Here is a 15,325-nt window from a genome sequence, read left to right on the forward strand (position 1 = left end):
AGCTCGTTCAGAGTACTTGAACCGGATTTAGAAACACGTATCCGTGTTCTACGACTGTCCTGGTCGGAGCCGCTGGGTGTTCGGGGGCTCCACCGATGTCAAGGAGTCGATCGTGAAAGAAGCCGTGGCGGCAAGCGCGCCGACGAGGTCTCGGCATCTGGAACTGACGTTGCGTTCTTTCCGTTCAGCGGAGCTGCGCCGTCGGCGCCGGCCGTCGAACAGAGCGCTGCTTCTGGACCTTGCATCTCGTGTCATCCCCCTCTTGCTCGGGTACTCGTTGATGTTCGTACCGTGGCCGATCGACTATCTTGGAGTCGCGCTATTCGCGGTTGCGACCGTTTCGCTATTGGGTTCGTGGTTCCATGATGCGGTCCACGGTAATGTCCCGTGGTCTGCAATGGCTGCTAGGCTCGTCGAGCGCCTTGGTGCAGGCCCTTTGGGCATTAGTCCTCTTTGGTGGCAATACAAGCATGTACGTATGCATCATCGATATGTGAGCAATCCCGAGTTTGACCCGGATATCCAGTTTGGGCTACTGGCGCGAGTGTCGATTGCGCAGGACTGGTCCGTGTGACATAGGACTCAACATGTTCACATATGGTTCTTGATGCCTTTCGCAACTCTGAATATGCTGAAGCCCAACGAAGTCTGGTACTCGCGTCGATACCAAAAGTACAAAGAGTTTGGATCGGCGCCACCCGTCTGGGTCTTCCTTGTCGACAAGTACGTCGCCTTCGCCGTCGTGTGGATTCCGCTGTTCGTGTTCCGACCGCTGTCGGAGGCGCTCGTCGACTGGACATTGTTCATGTTGATAACAGGCACTCTGGCTTCTCTTATTACCCAAGTTCAACATAACACTGAGCTGGCGATCGGCGATGAGGAGTTCTCAGAGGTCTATCCATTATGTGAGCAACTTGTCCGAACGACCGATGTGGGAACATCCAGAGGGGCCTGGTGGTGGCTCTGCGGTGGTGTGAACTTCCACATCATGCATCACCTTGCCCCAACCTTGAGCTTTCTGGAGCTTCCTGCAGCGACGGGACGTCTGAAGAAGTGCTTGCGGGAAATGGATGTCGAATTGCCGGTTCATCAAACCATCTTCATGGCGGTGGTTTCCCATGCTCGGCTGCTCACGAAGCTTGCTCGACGTCCAGGGGATGAATCGGAACCGCAACCGATACGGGAGTACAGTTGACGAGACTAACCTCTATCACCACAGACGATGACGTCCCTGTCGAAGCGCCAGATCAGGTCCCTGACATAAATCCGTTCGAGGTCGATCCAATAATTCTGGGCAGATTGCATAAGTGGAACCTCAAGCCGTCGATCCTGGCGGTATGCGTAGGCGTTCTGTTTGTCGTTCTTGCAACCTGGACGGCCTCGATTTCGTCCATGTTCTTGCCTGGCAAATCCAGTCCAAAGATGTGGCCGGACCTGGTGGACTTTGTTTTGAGGAGGAACGGTGCTGGTGGACAAGTCCCGCTCTTGCGTGACTATCCGTCGCTTGTTCTTGGCGTCACGATTGGTGTGTCTATTTGTTTGGTGTACAGCTTATATCGTAACGCCTCCGTACTTCACTCGGCGATGAAGTCGGCCGGTTGTATCAAGTATAGTGAAGCTGGTCGCGTTGCGCTGACGGCCGCAGTGGACGAAGTGAATGCGAAGTTGCGCAAACGGGGCAAATACTCGTGGCTGGTGCTTGGGCTGGCGTTTGGGTTTACCCTGACGGTCAACCTTCTTCTGAAGAAAACGCTGTTCAACTTCCTGGAACCTGGAGGTCTCTACGATGATTGGTGGGCCAGTCTTCATCCTTTCCGTGTTGGCGGACTAGTCTGGTTGCTAATAGGCACTCTTGGCATATATATGGTATATGCGGAAGCCGTTTTGGGTTTGACCTACGTTCGCTTCCTGCAAAAATGTAAGGGTGACTATCAGTTCAAAGCCAACATGATCAATCCGGACGGCCTGTATGGGTGGTCTAAGCTTCGGCAAATTATTTCCAATATGGAGGCTGGTGTAGTTTGCACGCTACTGAGTGCGTGGGCAATGTCCTTCTTTGTACAGCCCTCACTTGGTAGTCCGGTCACGGTGGCTGTCCTCGTGCTTTTCGCTGGCGTCGTACTGTACGTCTTCATACAGGTGACGCTAAACTTTCGCCGACAGGTGCGGACCGATCGTAATGATCAGCGAGCAGAGATCGGTCGCAAGTTGCAGGAGGCGGCTAGGGAGGACTCCGTGCCATCGTCTCTTCGAATGCTCGTCGCCTATCAACAGCTTGAACTGGTCTCTCAGATTCCAGCTACGCCGATACGTCAACGTTGGCTCGTGGCCGGCGCTCTGTCGATCTTGGGACCGCTGTCTGCGATAGTGGTGCAGCTGGTCAAATACTTCACTCCGTAGGGCGTCGGGTTCGACGCCTCGTGGCGTATAATGGATGGGTATGATAATTTTGACGAGGAGCTCTTGATGATATCAATCGCGATCCAGGGCGGCGCGATGCGGTCTATTTACTGCGTCGGTGCTGTCCGTGCAATAGTCGAAGCTGGTTATGGTCATCAGGTAAAGACGATTCATGCGGCTAGCGCGGGTTGCGTATCTGCGGCGGTTCTGGCGAATCAAGTCTCTGACGAGAACGCACCGTCCGTTGCAGAGGTCACTGATATCCTTTTGTCAAGACTGGCAAGTACGCGATTTATTAATCAGCGTCGTTTGAACAAGATCGTCGATGTTGATTACCTTGTTGAGACCATGCGAGACGTCACGTCAATATCGTGCGCGACTCTTGGTGGGCAGGGAATCGTATTCGAGGTGGCTGCAACGGATGCTTACACGGCAAGTGCCGAGTATTTTGATGTTGCTAAATGCGAGAATGACGCTGATCTTGTTCTCGCGTTGCGTGCGACGATGGCGATACCGGTACTTTACCCAATCAAGGTGACTATAGGCGGCCGAAAGTATGTGGACGGTGGAATTTCGGACCCGTTGCCAGCCTTGAGGGCATTTCGACACAACCCAGATGTTGTCGTTGCAATCTCCAGTGTACCGTCTCTTACTCTGGCAGAAGTGGCGGATGGTAAAGAGGCGCGAATTATCCGATATGCACCCGGCATCTCGTCGTCGGTTCGGAATCTAATGTTGACCAGGAACCCGCTCGCTGGGGCTGTTGATAGCCTAATGGAGCTCGATTCCTTTATGGGCGCACGTGTTGTGCGGATCAGTCCTTCGGACCCCACCTTGGTCTGTAGCCGAGTAGAGACAGACGAACTGAAGCTGCGAAAACTGGAAGCGCTTGGGTATAGCGACGCTGTCAAGGCGCTCAGCCAACTACAGGTTGACTTGTAGTAGGCACGGCTGATTCGTCGGTGCCTGAGCTTACGGTTGGCGAGACTGACCCGGCGGGAAGTGGTTCAGGGTACTGTTTGAGTACAGATGGGTCTTGGATTAAGCCCGGCCACAATACGACGTGATACAGATCGTCGCCGTGGATGCCGTCACTCGAGATGGTTCCGAATCCCTTCGCGTAGACGCGCACGGTGTAGTCGCTGGTAGGCACTGCAGTGCGAGGCGGAGCGTCGCTGTAGTCGAGCATCGAGACGATGACTTTGCCCGACTCGACGTGCAGACCAGCCTCGGTGACGTGGTCTCAGCCGTCAAAGTTGTCGTCCGGCGCCTCGGATCGGACGTCGAGGATGACTGGCACAGTTGTGCGCCGTGCGGTGCCAACCCCGATCACGCCCTCGCGTGCTGCGATCATGTCCGTGATCAGTGCCTTCGCCCACGCGCGGTCCGGCTCGAACCGCGCGGTTTCGTCCTGCACCATGAAGCTGCTGTAGTCGGCGAAGACGTCGAGTTCGGCGTAAGCAAGCTGCTTGCTGCCGGGCGTGTCGGCCGGGGCGTGTTCAGCCATGAGGTGTACCTGAGCTCCGTCAGGTAGGTCGTGGATCGTCTGGGCGAGCGGGCCGCGGATGCGCATGCACGTGGCGACGTCCTTTATCACGACGTTATCGAAGTCGTACGGCCCGCCCATGGTGAACATCTGCAGTGGAATCAGTCGCTGGTCGTGCCCGAGCGCGCCGCGCTCGTTCTGCCAGGCAGTGGCGAACCGGCGGGCGCCGCGGACGTCCGGATCCTCGAGCAACCATGCTGCCCAGTCGTCGAGGCCGACCCCGACAGGCGTGCGTTCGGCGGTCTCCGGGTCGAAGACGACGACTTCGCGGTTGTCCGTAACCGCGAACTGGCAGCCGAAGAGGTCCTGGCCGAAGCAGAACAGGCCGTCAGCCAGCCCGGCGTAAGTGTCTTTCCAGGTCGATGGCTCGTTCCAGTGTCCGAGCTCGGGGCCGAGGCCGGCCGCACCAGCGTGGAAGACCTGCACCCCGGCGTTGAAGGCGGTGAACCCGTTCACCCGGGTGAGTAGCTCGGCGAGTTCGGCCAGCGGCCCGGTGTCGTGACCAAGGTCAAGCTGGATGTGGGGCCCGAGCGGTGCGCGGGCCGCGGCGAGCAGCTGGTCGAGCGGTCGCAGGTCGGTCATCTGTCAGTCCACCAGGATGGTGACGCGTCCGCCGTTGTCCAGGTCGCGGATCTGGTTTTTCACCGACGAGCCCGCGCCGCGGTTGTCAAACGGTTCGATGTACTTCACGGACGAACCTTCGCCGCCTTCCAGGAACACCGCCGGTGGGTACTCGTCGCGATCGTAGCCAGGCCTCGTCTTCGGGACCTGTTTCATCGATTCGGTGCGCCGGTCGTCCGCGCCTTCCCGGTCGATCGTGACGTCGGCCGGCGGGGTCCGCGGGAACGACTCGTCACCGCGCCACGACGTACCCATCTGTGCTTCGCGGGCATGGTCGGCGGCTTCGGGGTAGTCGCCCTGGTCGATGATCACGTAGTGCGATCCCTTGGGCTTCGGCTCGTCGCCGCTGAGGAACGCCTTGGCGTCGTTGCCACGCGCCCTGCAGCCAGTGCTCAGCGGCATCACCAGCGCGGTCGACTGCACCTCCGGCCTCGTGCATCGATGAGGTGAGGGTATTGCCGGCGTCTTTCAGGTCGTCCGAGCCGGTCAACTCCCCGACGTCACTGAGTACCCCGCCGACGCCGTCGCCGAGGTCATGAACGATGTCGCCAGCGGCGTGGACGAGGTTGTTGGTGATGTCGCCGGCCGTGTCTGTGAGAGTGCTCGTCACGTCGCCCAGGCCACTCGCCAAGTTGTGTCCAACGAACTCAGCGGCCGAGGTTAGCCCGTCGCCGACGTCATTGAGGAAGGTCGGCTCCTCTGGGGCACCGGCCTGGGCCTTATCGACCTGGCCGACTGCCTGGTTGCCTGCTGAGGCCAGCTGGTTTCGGGCCTCATTCAGGAGCGAGCGCGCCTGAGCACGCTTCGGCTCGCCGGGATCCTGGAACGGTGCCGCGGTCGGTGGCGGTTCGCTGCGGGACGCTGCTTCTCGCCCGGCCGCGGTGACGTCGCGGTCGTAGACGGTGCGGGCCTGGCGGGTGGATTCCTCGCCCAGGTTCCACAGGTCGATGGCTTGTTGTGCCTGCCCCTGCGCCCAGTCGAGCGTCGAGGCGTAGCCGTTGATCGCCGTGGCGGCCGCGTGGGAAGGCGTCGCCCGCAGTCAGCCAGCGGGCCGGTTCGGCGTGGGTGCGTTCGTGATACGCGTCGGCCGCCGGCCCCGACCAGCCACCGGTGTCCAGCTTCTTGAAGCCTTCGCCGATGCGGATCATGGTGTCGCCGTACACCGTGAGGTGGACGGTCGACGCCTGGATCTCCTTCGCCTCGCCGGGGACGAGCGCCTTCGGGTCGTCCGTCTCGCCGAGCTCAGCCATCGCTCATCGCCGTGGCGCCTGGGTCCGCGCCCGTGTCGTCGAAGATGCCCTTGAGCTTGTGCTCGTGTGCCTGGTCGGCCTTGATGTAGGCGCCAGCCGCGTCGACCAGGCGGCGGGACAGCTGCTCGCCGTCCTTGGTCAGGTTCTCGATGCCGAGCGCCCACCGGGTTGTGAACGACTCGTAGGAGTCGGCCAGCTTGGTGTGCCCGATGAACCTCCGGTCGCAGTCGATGTTCTCGACCTGCAGCTCGCCGAGGTCACCGAGTAGATCGGACAGCCCGAGCCCGGCGTACTTCAGTGCCTCGACGTCGACAGCAAAGCCGTCTGGCATCGCACCCTCCCCGTGGATGACCAAGATCGGCGTCCACCCTACGGCGTCGCGTCGACACGTTGAGCGACGCCATTCAAGCGTCACTCGTCGGCGGAGCGACTGCCGAGGACGTGCTCGCCGCCGGGCCGGCGGGGTGGCCGAGCTGGATGCCTTCGCCTTCCGGGCAGGTCGACGGATATCAGCGCCGAACTCGTCCGCAATCCTCGCCAGTTCCGCGGTCCAGGGTTGCTCCATGAGAAGTCTGTTGAACGTCGCGAACGCCTGCGCGAACGTGTGAAGGCAGAACTCGGGGCATGAGATGGTCTCTTCTGGATCCGGCATTTGTGTTAGCGACACAGCATCGCTTTGCGTCTTCACGAAGAACTGGACGCTCGTCATGGAGACGTGGCTGAAGCGGGACTCGGCAGCGTAGAACGGCTTGAGGCTGCTGTCGTACTCCTCGATGAGGTGCCAAGGCTTGAGCAGCCGTTCGTCCGGATGAGTTCTGCAGCGACCGGTTCAATACGTCAACAGCTGCGTCGCCTTCGTCAGCCAGCCAGACGAGGAAGAGGGCGTACTCGATGATCGTTCGTCGGTTTGGGCCAGCGCTGAAGCACACCTTGTCCCGGTGGGGCGTCAGCACGGCCCTGATCTGGTGGGCAACGGTGAAGAAGACGCCCCACCCAACCTGCGCCGCTCGGCTGGTTGGGTCAACGAGCTTGTACAGGTCCGGGTAGAGCAGCTTCTCAAGCTCAAGGATTCCGGCCTGCGGAGTGTTCTCGGTCACTCCGCCATGATGAGCGTAGCCGACGGAGGGTTGTCTGCGGGGGCTTCGTTGGCCTGCACTGCACGCCCGCGGGTGCAGCGCGACTCGCTCGTACGGCGTGCCCTTCTGTTCGACCGCGTTCGCTAGCGACTAGCCAGCCGGGGAGTCTCGGAGTCACCGGGGCAACGGGGAAAGTAGACGGCCAAGGGACATCGACAGGGCCACCCGCCGGGTGTCGAGATGGCGGGACTTCCTCCGCGTGACGACCACTCGTCGGAGTGAACATCGCGGCTACGCCATTCCCGCGGGTCGACACTGATCGTCTGAGCTCGAGCGCGTCGGTACTGCCACGCGGATCGGAGGACAGCCGTGACCAGCAGCGCTGAGCGCGATCCGTGGGCCGCCTTGGACGCATTGTGGGGCAAGGGAGCAGCGGAGCCAGTTGAGGTGACCGTAGACGCCACGGCCTTCTACGGCCGATGCTCCACGGAGGACAACCAGGATCCGCAGACCTCGCGAGGCTGGCAGCTGGGAAACGCTCGACGGTTCATCGAACCGCGAGGCGGGCGAGTTGTCGCTGAGTACTTCGACGTCGGCGAGTCCCGCTCGGTGCCGTGGCATCGGCGGCCGGCCGCCGCGCGGCTCTTGTTCGACCTGAAAGACCCGAAGCGTGGGTGGGCCGCCGTGGTGGTCGGTGAGGGGACCCGGTGTTGGTTCGGCAATCAGTTTTCCCTGACCGCGCCTAGACTGGCGGCGTACGGCGTTGACCTGTGGGTGCCCGAGCTGGGCGGGCGGTACGAGGCGCGGAACCCGTCGCACGCGATGCTGATGAGCCTGCTCGGAGGGATGAGCGAATCCGAACGTCGGCACGTCCAGCTGCGAGTACGCGCGGCGATGGACGCACAGGTTCGCAATGAAGGTCGGCATCAGGGCGGCCGACCTCCCTACGGCTACGTCGTGGTTGACGGCGGACTGCACCCGCATCCGCGCAAAGCTGCCGAAGGGCTCCGGCTCCGGGTGCTGCAGCTCGACCCGGACTCAGCGGAGATCGTGGCGCGAATCTTCGCTGAGTACCTGGAGAGCCGCACGGACCGCGAGATCGCGACAACCCTGAACCGCGACGGGATCCCATGCCCATCTGCGCGGTGTCCGGCGCAGAACCGACATCGACGCGGCGACGGCTGGCAGGCCAGCACGGTTCGCGCCATCCTAGAAAACCCCCGCTACACCGGATACGCCGTGTTCGGCCGCTGGTCGAAGCACGATGTCCTGCTTGACCCCGATGACGTGGCCGCCGGCCATGCCGTTCGATTCCGGCGAGCCGCTCTAGGCGATGTTGTGCGTTCGGAGCGACCCGCTCACCCGGGTATTGTGTCGGTGGCAGAGTTCACCCAAGTTCAACAGCTGCGCCGTGCCAAGGCTCATGGTGGCAGCATGGTCGAACGCGGCATGCGCCGTGCGGTGCACCGGTACCGCTTCCAGGGGATGATCCGCTGTGCACTCTGCGGCCGCAAAATGGAGGGTTCCGTCAACGGCGCTCGTATCTACTATCGTTGCCTCGCTCGGACGCTGCCGACCCGGCCGAGGTCGGCCGACCATCCGGCCTCGGTGTACCTCCGTGAGGATGCCGTCCTGGAGCGGATTGGTCCGTGGGTCGCAACGAATCAGCTGGCAGGGCTACCAGGCGCGGGCCAACGTGAGGACAACGCGGGGACGGCCGACGGGTACCGCGCTCTCGGGCTTGCCATTCGGTTCGACCCTAACGTGGCGACGCTGACGGCGATCATTGCTCCGAAACCTGTTGGACGGAACGAGCGGGCCGTCGAAACTCGACGCACATGGAGCAAGGTCACAGAACTACCCCGGCTGACGCACGGGCGAGACCAACCTCCTCAGGGTGGCTGACCGCGGATGTCATTGACGCGTGGGCTGCACCCTGGTAGCTTGTTGATTCTTCAACTAAAAAGTGGTTTGTGCAACTTGGTCTGTCCCTGAAGCGGCAGAGGTTGACCCTGGTGTGAGCTTTGAAGTGTGTATTGATATCTCTAATTCGGACCATTCACCTGCAGCAGATGAAGATCCTCGTGATCTGACGGTGGTGACTGATAAGAAGAAGGGAGACTCTAAAATGTCACTTAGGTTCCGTAAGGCCTTTGCGATTGCAGCACTGCTATTCCAGCTCTTCCAGGGGCAGACCAAGTTGCATAAACCATTCTATTGCTAGCAGCCGCCTTCTAACGAGCAGGGTCCGGCTCGATCAGCCGAACGCGCAAGTCACCGGGCCCGTCGCTGGCCTGCACCGTGACGGTGTTGGGCAGCAGACCGAGGAACTCCTTGAAATTCCGGCAGCCGTAGTTCCGCTCGTCGAAGGCCGAATCGAGAGTCAGCATTCGGGCTTTGAGCCAGGCTGCCACCGGTGTCGGCGTGTTGCTCTGCTTGATCGCCCGGACCAGCAGCTCTTCGCCGTGCTTGATGTCGAACGTCTTTTCGACCGTAGGCTTCGCGCTCGGTTCGACGGCTGCAACCAGGGTGCCCCAGTACTTGTACTCGGAGCAGACCGAGACCAGCCGCGGGCTGGCAGAGGCCTCGGTGCCGACGCCGACGACGTGCTTGCCGAACTCCCGTAGCCGCTGCACGAGCGGTGAGTAGTCGCCGTCGCCAGCCACCAGGAGATACGTCCCGACGTCCGGATGCGTGATCAAGGTTTCCATGGCGTCGACGGCCATCCGGATGTCAGCGGCGTTTTTCTGCTGGATCCCGAACCGCTGGATCTGGATCAGGTCGACGCCGTTCATAGCCAGGTCGTTCTGGTACTTGCCGAACTGCTGCTTCGCCCAGTCGGCGTAGGCGCGGCGGATCGAGGCGTTGCCGTAGTCACGGCAGACCAGCTCGAGTGCAGCGTACGGCACCGGGTTGGCCTGGTCGGGGAGGCTGTTGGCGGCGCCGATCGCCAGGTTCTCGAAGTCGATGAAGACAGCGACCTGATCGGCGTTGCCAGGCCCGGTAGCTGCGGTCATGTTGGCGCTCCGTTCATCGTCGGTGGCTGGGCGTTCCGTCAGGCCGCCTGGTCGCCTGCATCCAGAGGATGATGTCGAAGCAGCACAGCAGGCTGATGTCCTCGATGCCGCTGGCTACGGTGCCGGTCAGGAGCACTGATCAGGATGAACGAGGTGAGAATCCAGCGTCAGAGGCACGGGATTCAGCGATGCTTCGGGCCACGCCTGCGGGGCTGGGCCGAACGCACGTCGCGCGGCCCGGACGGCCAGGGCGGCTAGGGCGGCGTTGGCACCGCCACCGATCGCCGCGCCGATGCCGAAGGGGACCACCCGGCCGAGCACGATGATCCCCTGCCTGGTGCCGTATCTGGTGATGAAGTTCCTGCCCAGGACTTTGTTGATCTGGCGCAGCGTCGCGAGGGGCACTTTGCCGACGAGTTGGCGGCCCCAATGCTGACCGGTGCGCTCGGCGACCTTGCCGATGGTCGTGGAGGCGGACTCGCCGAGCAGGACGCCCATGACTAACATCCGCCGGCGTTCGATCTCGTCCAGTCGAATGCTGTGGACCTCGGCGACCGAGAGCACGAACAGGGTGCTCAGCTGAAGCGAGGAGAAAAACTCGCCCGCAGACAGCGCCAGTCCGATCCCGGTACCGACAGCGGGCGCGGCCGCAGTGGCCCCGACCGCGGCACCCGTTCCCGCCAGGGCGCTGACGTACATCCGCTCTAGGGTGCGGACGATCTCCGCCGGTGTCGCATCCGGCCTGCGCTGGCGCGCCCGAGCGATGTTCTTGCTGACCAGCGGTGCCTGCGCGCCGATGGCCTTGTCCAGCAAGTCGAGCACCGCCTGGCCTCGTCCGCTCGACTCCGGGACCGGTCCTTCGAGGGCGTCAGAGGCCACACCGAACTCCTTGCGTTGTCACAATTCACCCAGTTTCGTGCCGGAGTGGCCACGACCGTTCGCAGGTGTGTCCCTCGATGCTCATCGATGCCGCGGCGTCGACACTGACCAGTGCGGATAGTGCTCGTCGTACCGCTTGATCATCCGGGATGATCGTAGGGTGAAGTCGCGCTCGGCGGAGTGCTTGTTACGGCGGGGCGACCGGCATGCTGCACGGCCGCGCCGTCGTCGGGCTCCGGAATTCGTCGGCGACCCGCCGCGATCATGAAGCTGACCGCGGCAGCGCCACAGACCGTGGCCAGCACCCCAGCCCAGGTCGCGTTCATAACGATTGCAAGGTAGAGCTGGATCACGGCGACAACGCCATAGGTAACGGCGAGCGCTCGCCATGTTGCCTGACGTTCCATCAGGCACCTCCCGAAGCTTGCACCAGTACTTAGTCGCTTCGTTAGGTGCGCTGGTTACACGGGCTCGTCGGCCAAGCGACGGTGCTCGGGTCAGCTCTCGTCAGCCTTCTTCCGCGGCGCCCGTTTGCGGGCCGGCTTGGCAGCTGCATCCTCGACAGGCTCGGGTTCCCGTGCAACGGCTGGCTCAGCGGGCTCTCCGGCCTCGAAGGCTGCGTAGATCTCCTTCGAGATCCGTCCGCGCTCCGAAATCTCATAGCCATTGGCCATCGCCCAAGCACGGACCTGCTGGTTGTGCTCGCGGCTGGCCGCGCTGGTCGACTCGCCGCGGCTGCTGCCAGTGCCCGCCGTCGACTGGCCGGCCGCCACCTTGATCCGGCGTCCACCGGTGCGCCGACCGACCTCGATGTAGTGCGCGAACACGTCACGCAGTGCCTGCGCGTTCTTGTCGGACAGATCGATCTCGTACGAGACGCCGTCGAGGGCAAAGGGCACCGTCTGCGTGGCGGTCCCGCCGTCGAGGTCGTCGACGATTTCAACGAGGACTTTCTGAGCCATGAAGTAGGCCTTTCAACAGAATGACATGAGCACGCGATTAAGAGCGCATTATCGAGCATAGATTCAGTAGGCGGAGATAGCGGGCTGACACTCGGCGCCGGACGCCTCGTCGGCCGGACGAGCACCTTCGCCATAGCTCAGCCGCCTATACGCGAAGGGCGGCAAACCAGGTCGATTAGCTGGTCAGTCGCGCGGACGGGCTTCGTACGCGAACGCCAAGCCCTCGGGTGCGAGTGCGAGCAGGTTGGCAAGTGCAGGCTCGGTGTTTCGGCCCCACATCTTGCTGAGAATCCACGTCCGATCGGCCTCGCGTAGAGGCGACTCGATGAACCAGCGGCGCAGATTGCCTTTGGCTTTGGGGTATCGGGTGACGAACTCCTCGGCAAGGTCATCATCGCTGGGGGAGCCTGGCAGGCTGAGCATGCGCGGGCCAGGAATAGCTTCGGCCAGTTGGGTACCAGGCACGCCGGCGGCATGGAGTCCGCTCACCAGCGCGAGGACCGCTTGACGCTTGCGCAGCGGCTCGGTGGTCCCGTCCGGCGTGGTGATCACGTAGGGCGTCCAATCTCGCCCCTCACTGACCCGGGCGGCGCGAGCCTGAGATTCTCGTCGCCGAAGCTGAATGGTCAGGTCGGCAGCTTCCGGGAGGGGAATGACCTGCTGGACGTCGAGTAGTAGTCGCTCGCCGACCTTGTACGGGGTGAGCCGAATGCACTGGATGTCCAGGCCATACACCTCGTTCAGCCACAGGACGGTTGTGGTGATCTCCCTGTCGAACCCTCTGGACACCAACACCACGCGGACATCGCGCGTCAGGACGGCGTCCTCACCGCCGACGTCCTCAAGCCAGTCGGCCAGCTGGCCACGGGCGCTGTCCGCGGCGTCGGGCTTGACTTGAAGCAAGTAGCGCTCGTATGCCTCGCTGACGTCATCGAAGGTGAGGGCGGAGACCATCGCGGCGTAGCGCAGCGCCTGGAGCTCAAGATGGCCGCCGTCTGTGGTGCGTTTGAGCTCGATGACCACGGGCTTGCCCTCGCGGTCGATACCGAGAAGATCGATGCGTCGCCTGGCGCCGGCGAACTCGGCGAACTCCTCGCTGACGATGAGGACGTCTTCGACGACCGTGTCGATCTGTGCACGGAGGAGTCGCTGCAGATCGGCGCGCTCGAGAATTTGCTCGGAGGCGAAGGTCGACAACGGCACGGTCTTTAACTTGTCGGCGGTCAGTTCGAAGAGCGGCATGCGCGCCAGCTTCGCCGACCAATCTCGCTGTGGGAAGTACCGTCACGTCACAGCCGCATCGCCAAGCCGAGCACTGTCGTTCGTGCAACATGCTGGCCGCCACGGCAGCCGGTTCGTCGACAGATCACGATCTATCGACTGGGCTACGGCTCGCGCATGGCCTCGCCTTGACGTCCTTGCCGGTGCTACATCTGGACGATGGGTACGGACGCATACGGCCTCGGCCGCCTCGAGCAGTTGCCGAATCCCCGCGACATCTGGAAGCACGAGGCTGGCGACTTCACGCCCTGGTTGGCTTCGAACATCGACGTACTCAGTGACGTGATCGGCCTACCGTTGACCGTCGTGCGTCAAGAGGTGCTGGTTGGCGACTTCCGCGTCGACATCCATGCGACCGACCCAGACGGTAAGCACGTCATCATCGAGAACCAGCTCGAACCGAGCGACCACTCGCACCTCGGTCAGCTGCTCGTATACGCCAGCGGCCTTGAAGCGTCGATCGCCATCTGGATCACGACACGCCTCAGGGAAGAGCACCGGAGCGCGCTGGTCTGGCTCAATGAGCGCACCGACGCTGACGTCCGGGCCTTCGGGATCGAAGTCAGCGTCGTCCACATCGGTGCCTCGCTGCGTGCCCCCGTGCTCAACGTTGTCGTCGAACCCAACGACTGGGCAAAGGCGGCGAAAGAGACGTCCAAGGCGGTGGCTTCACCGAAGAACCAGCAGCGTATGGCCTTCTTCGAGGACGTCTTCGACCTGATGGCCACGACCTATCCGGCGATCCGGGCTCCGAAGACGCAGACCGCCAGTTGGTGCAGCTTCGCTTCTGGGCCGTTCGGCTACTACAGTCTCACCTTCACCAAGCAGGGCTACCGCGTCGAGATCTTCCTCGACACCGGTAGCAAGCCGTCGACAAAGCAGATATTCGACGGCCTTGCCGCCGACCGTGAGCTACTGGAGCAGACGGTCGGGTTCACGCTGGACTGGGATCGTCTCGACAACAACCGCAGCAGCCGTATCGCGACTTACCTGGCCGGCTTCGATCTCGACACCGCAGACGAAGACACCAGGCAGCAGGCGGTCAAGTGGAGCGTTGAGCGGGCGAGCGCGCTGCACCAGCACTTCGATGGCCGGCTGCGCAACTTGGCCAAGGCAGCCAAGGAAGCAGAGCAGGCCGCGGACCAGCTGGACGGAGAGGTCCAGTGACTGCGACCTCGGGGACGATCTCGGAACGTATCCTCGACACGCTGCGCACCAGCGCTCGTCCCTGGGATGACGACGAGCTCGCCCAAAGGCTCGGCGTCGCCCAGCGGCAGACGATTAACCAAGTCTGCCGCCGGCTCGCCGCCGATGGCCAGCTCCAGCGATATATCGGAAACGCCGGCAAGCTGGTCAACGCTCTCCGTGAGCCGCAGTCAGATGGCCGCGTCGTCGGAGCAGCGGCTCCGATCGAGCCCGTCAGTAACTCGATTGAGGTGACACCGGGCTCGAGTGCTGAGCAGCGGGCCGCCGAAGGCGTGATGATCGCCTACTTGGCTGACACGCTCGGCCTCAAGCTGGGGCCACAACGGATAGTGACGGCGACCGGCGCTCGAGTCGAGGTCGATGGGGCCGACGACAACCGCTCTTTGCTGGTCGAGGCGTGGGCTCACCAAGGACCGCCAAAGGTTGCGCAGAAACACAAGGTGCTGGCCGACGCCTTCAAGCTCGCCTGGATCGCGTCAACGCTGCCGATGCGGCCTCGGCTGATCCTGTGCTTCTCCGACGAGGCCGCCGCGAAGCCCTTCCAAACTGGTCGATCGTGGGCGGCCGCCGCGCTACGCGACCAGCACATCGAGGTCTTCGTTGCCGAGCTGCCGGAGCAGGTGCGCGCCGACATCCTCGCGGCTCAGCGCCGCCAGTACCGGTAGCTCCGCGCATCGAGGGAGTCCGGCCTGGTCGTGGTTGATCAAGGATCCGAGCTACGGCCGAAGGCAGTCAGACATTGGCGAGTCGACAGTAGCCGAAGAGATGAGTAGCCACTCGGTCGTGTGAATCGCGATATGGACGGATTGCCTGCGCGTCACGCTAACGGGTGTCAACCGCCATTTGGCGCGACTTGTCCCGCGGGTGCCGCCTACCGCCTGTCACTGGCCGCTTGGCGATGGAGCCGGGGTCGCTGCGAGGACTGTCGGAGCCTCGGCGCATCATGGGTTCACGCGGTCTTCACGGTCGCGGTAGAAACGCGGCCCCCTGTTCCAGCAGGGAGCCGCGTGATGTTCCAACTGAAAGTCCCGGAGTCGCATCCAGAACAAGGGAACGGTGGTGAGGGTAGAGGCGATTGCCGCAGCCC

13 protein-coding genes and 3 pseudogenes are annotated in these 15,325 nt (G+C 62.6%); 6 read left to right on the plus strand and 10 right to left on the minus strand.

Annotation, left to right across the window (positions count from 1 at the left end):
- Window positions 1–280 precede the first annotated feature (280 nt).
- The 3 genes and pseudogenes from QQ657_RS40860 to QQ657_RS40870 all read left to right on the plus strand — a co-directional run bounded on the left by QQ657_RS40860 (window position 281) and on the right by QQ657_RS40870 (window position 3,342).
- A pseudogene (locus QQ657_RS40860) lies at window positions 281–1,195 on the plus strand (fatty acid desaturase family protein).
- 104 nt (window positions 1,196–1,299) lie between these two features.
- The gene (locus QQ657_RS40865) at window positions 1,300–2,400 is read left to right on the plus strand and encodes a hypothetical protein (RefSeq protein WP_284747728.1); all 1,101 of its coding nucleotides are present in this window, start codon (window positions 1,300–1,302) and stop codon (window positions 2,398–2,400) included.
- 66 nt (window positions 2,401–2,466) lie between these two features.
- Window positions 2,467–3,342, plus strand: a complete 876-nt coding sequence (locus tag QQ657_RS40870) for a patatin-like phospholipase family protein (RefSeq protein ID WP_284747729.1) — start codon at window positions 2,467–2,469, stop codon at window positions 3,340–3,342.
- 301 nt (window positions 3,343–3,643) lie between these two features.
- On the opposite strand, the gene QQ657_RS40875 is transcribed toward QQ657_RS40870, so the two are convergent.
- The 5 genes and pseudogenes from QQ657_RS40875 to QQ657_RS40890 all read right to left on the minus strand — a co-directional run bounded on the left by QQ657_RS40875 (window position 3,644) and on the right by QQ657_RS40890 (window position 6,148).
- Window positions 3,644–4,528, minus strand: a complete 885-nt coding sequence (locus QQ657_RS40875) for a hypothetical protein (RefSeq protein WP_284747730.1) — start codon at window positions 4,526–4,528, stop codon at window positions 3,644–3,646.
- Between the two features lie 3 nt (window positions 4,529–4,531).
- Window positions 4,532–4,990, minus strand: coding sequence for a NucA/NucB deoxyribonuclease domain-containing protein (locus tag QQ657_RS40880; protein ID WP_284747731.1), 459 nt, complete (start codon window positions 4,988–4,990; stop codon window positions 4,532–4,534).
- A gap of 328 nt (window positions 4,991–5,318) precedes the next feature.
- Window positions 5,319–5,606: pseudogene (locus QQ657_RS56825) on the minus strand (putative T7SS-secreted protein); the annotation flags it as partial.
- Window positions 5,599–5,817: pseudogene (locus QQ657_RS56830) on the minus strand (putative T7SS-secreted protein); the annotation flags it as partial. The pseudogenes QQ657_RS56825 and QQ657_RS56830, both read right to left, overlap by 8 nt.
- Complete coding sequence (locus QQ657_RS40890; RefSeq protein WP_284747733.1) at window positions 5,810–6,148, minus strand: hypothetical protein; 339 nt, start codon at window positions 6,146–6,148, stop codon at window positions 5,810–5,812. The gene QQ657_RS40890 and the pseudogene QQ657_RS56830, both read right to left, overlap by 8 nt.
- Before the next feature lie 1,114 nt (window positions 6,149–7,262).
- Between QQ657_RS40890 and QQ657_RS40895 the strand changes: the two genes are divergently transcribed.
- Window positions 7,263–8,798, plus strand: a complete 1,536-nt coding sequence (locus QQ657_RS40895; RefSeq protein WP_284747734.1) for a recombinase family protein — start codon at window positions 7,263–7,265, stop codon at window positions 8,796–8,798.
- Between the two features lie 329 nt (window positions 8,799–9,127).
- Here QQ657_RS40895 and QQ657_RS40900 read toward each other — a convergent pair whose 3' ends face one another.
- The 5 genes from QQ657_RS40900 to QQ657_RS40920 form a co-directional block, all read right to left on the minus strand.
- A complete protein-coding gene (locus tag QQ657_RS40900; protein ID WP_284747735.1) occupies window positions 9,128–9,910 on the minus strand; it encodes an NYN domain-containing protein in 783 nt (260 codons plus the stop codon).
- A 126-nt stretch (window positions 9,911–10,036) separates the two neighbouring features.
- On the minus strand, window positions 10,037–10,789 hold the full coding sequence (locus tag QQ657_RS40905) for a hypothetical protein (protein ID WP_284747736.1): 753 nt from the start codon (window positions 10,787–10,789) through the stop codon (window positions 10,037–10,039).
- Window positions 10,790–10,929: 140 nt separating this feature from the next.
- Window positions 10,930–11,196, minus strand: coding sequence for a hypothetical protein (locus QQ657_RS40910; RefSeq protein WP_284747737.1), 267 nt, complete (start codon window positions 11,194–11,196; stop codon window positions 10,930–10,932).
- 90 nt (window positions 11,197–11,286) lie between these two features.
- Entirely contained in the window at window positions 11,287–11,751 is a 465-nt protein-coding gene (locus tag QQ657_RS40915) for a histone-like nucleoid-structuring protein Lsr2 (protein ID WP_284747738.1), read from the minus strand.
- Between the two features lie 183 nt (window positions 11,752–11,934).
- On the minus strand, window positions 11,935–12,993 hold the full coding sequence (locus tag QQ657_RS40920; protein WP_284747739.1) for a PDDEXK family nuclease: 1,059 nt from the start codon (window positions 12,991–12,993) through the stop codon (window positions 11,935–11,937).
- A 198-nt stretch (window positions 12,994–13,191) separates the two neighbouring features.
- Here QQ657_RS40920 and QQ657_RS40925 point away from each other — a divergent pair, with 198 nt between their 5' ends.
- On the plus strand, window positions 13,192–14,199 hold the full coding sequence (locus QQ657_RS40925) for a DUF4268 domain-containing protein (protein WP_284747740.1): 1,008 nt from the start codon (window positions 13,192–13,194) through the stop codon (window positions 14,197–14,199).
- Window positions 14,196–14,903, plus strand: a complete 708-nt coding sequence (locus QQ657_RS40930) for a hypothetical protein (RefSeq protein WP_284747741.1) — start codon at window positions 14,196–14,198, stop codon at window positions 14,901–14,903. Before QQ657_RS40925 ends, QQ657_RS40930 begins: the two co-directional genes overlap by 4 nt.
- Window positions 14,904–15,325 lie beyond the last annotated feature (422 nt).

The organism is Amycolatopsis ponsaeliensis, from assembly GCF_030182635.1.
Taxonomy (GTDB): Bacteria; Actinomycetota; Actinomycetes; order Mycobacteriales; family Pseudonocardiaceae; genus Amycolatopsis; species Amycolatopsis ponsaeliensis.

Excerpts from the sequence above, each read along its gene's own strand:
- QQ657_RS40870 (WP_284747729.1), top strand. The coding sequence starts at position 2,467 with ATGATATCAATCGCGATCCAGGGCGGCGCGATGCGGTCTATTTACTGC.
- QQ657_RS40875 (WP_284747730.1), bottom strand. The coding sequence starts at position 4,528 with ATGACCGACCTGCGACCGCTCGACCAGCTGCTCGCCGCGGCCCGCGCA.
- QQ657_RS40890 (WP_284747733.1), bottom strand. The coding sequence starts at position 6,148 with ATGCCAGACGGCTTTGCTGTCGACGTCGAGGCACTGAAGTACGCCGGG.
- QQ657_RS40900 (WP_284747735.1), bottom strand. The coding sequence starts at position 9,910 with ATGACCGCAGCTACCGGGCCTGGCAACGCCGATCAGGTCGCTGTCTTC.
- QQ657_RS40910 (WP_284747737.1), bottom strand. The coding sequence starts at position 11,196 with ATGGAACGTCAGGCAACATGGCGAGCGCTCGCCGTTACCTATGGCGTT.
- QQ657_RS40915 (WP_284747738.1), bottom strand. The coding sequence starts at position 11,751 with ATGGCTCAGAAAGTCCTCGTTGAAATCGTCGACGACCTCGACGGCGGG.
- QQ657_RS40920 (WP_284747739.1), bottom strand. The coding sequence starts at position 12,993 with ATGCCGCTCTTCGAACTGACCGCCGACAAGTTAAAGACCGTGCCGTTG.
- QQ657_RS40925 (WP_284747740.1), top strand. The coding sequence starts at position 13,192 with ATGGGTACGGACGCATACGGCCTCGGCCGCCTCGAGCAGTTGCCGAAT.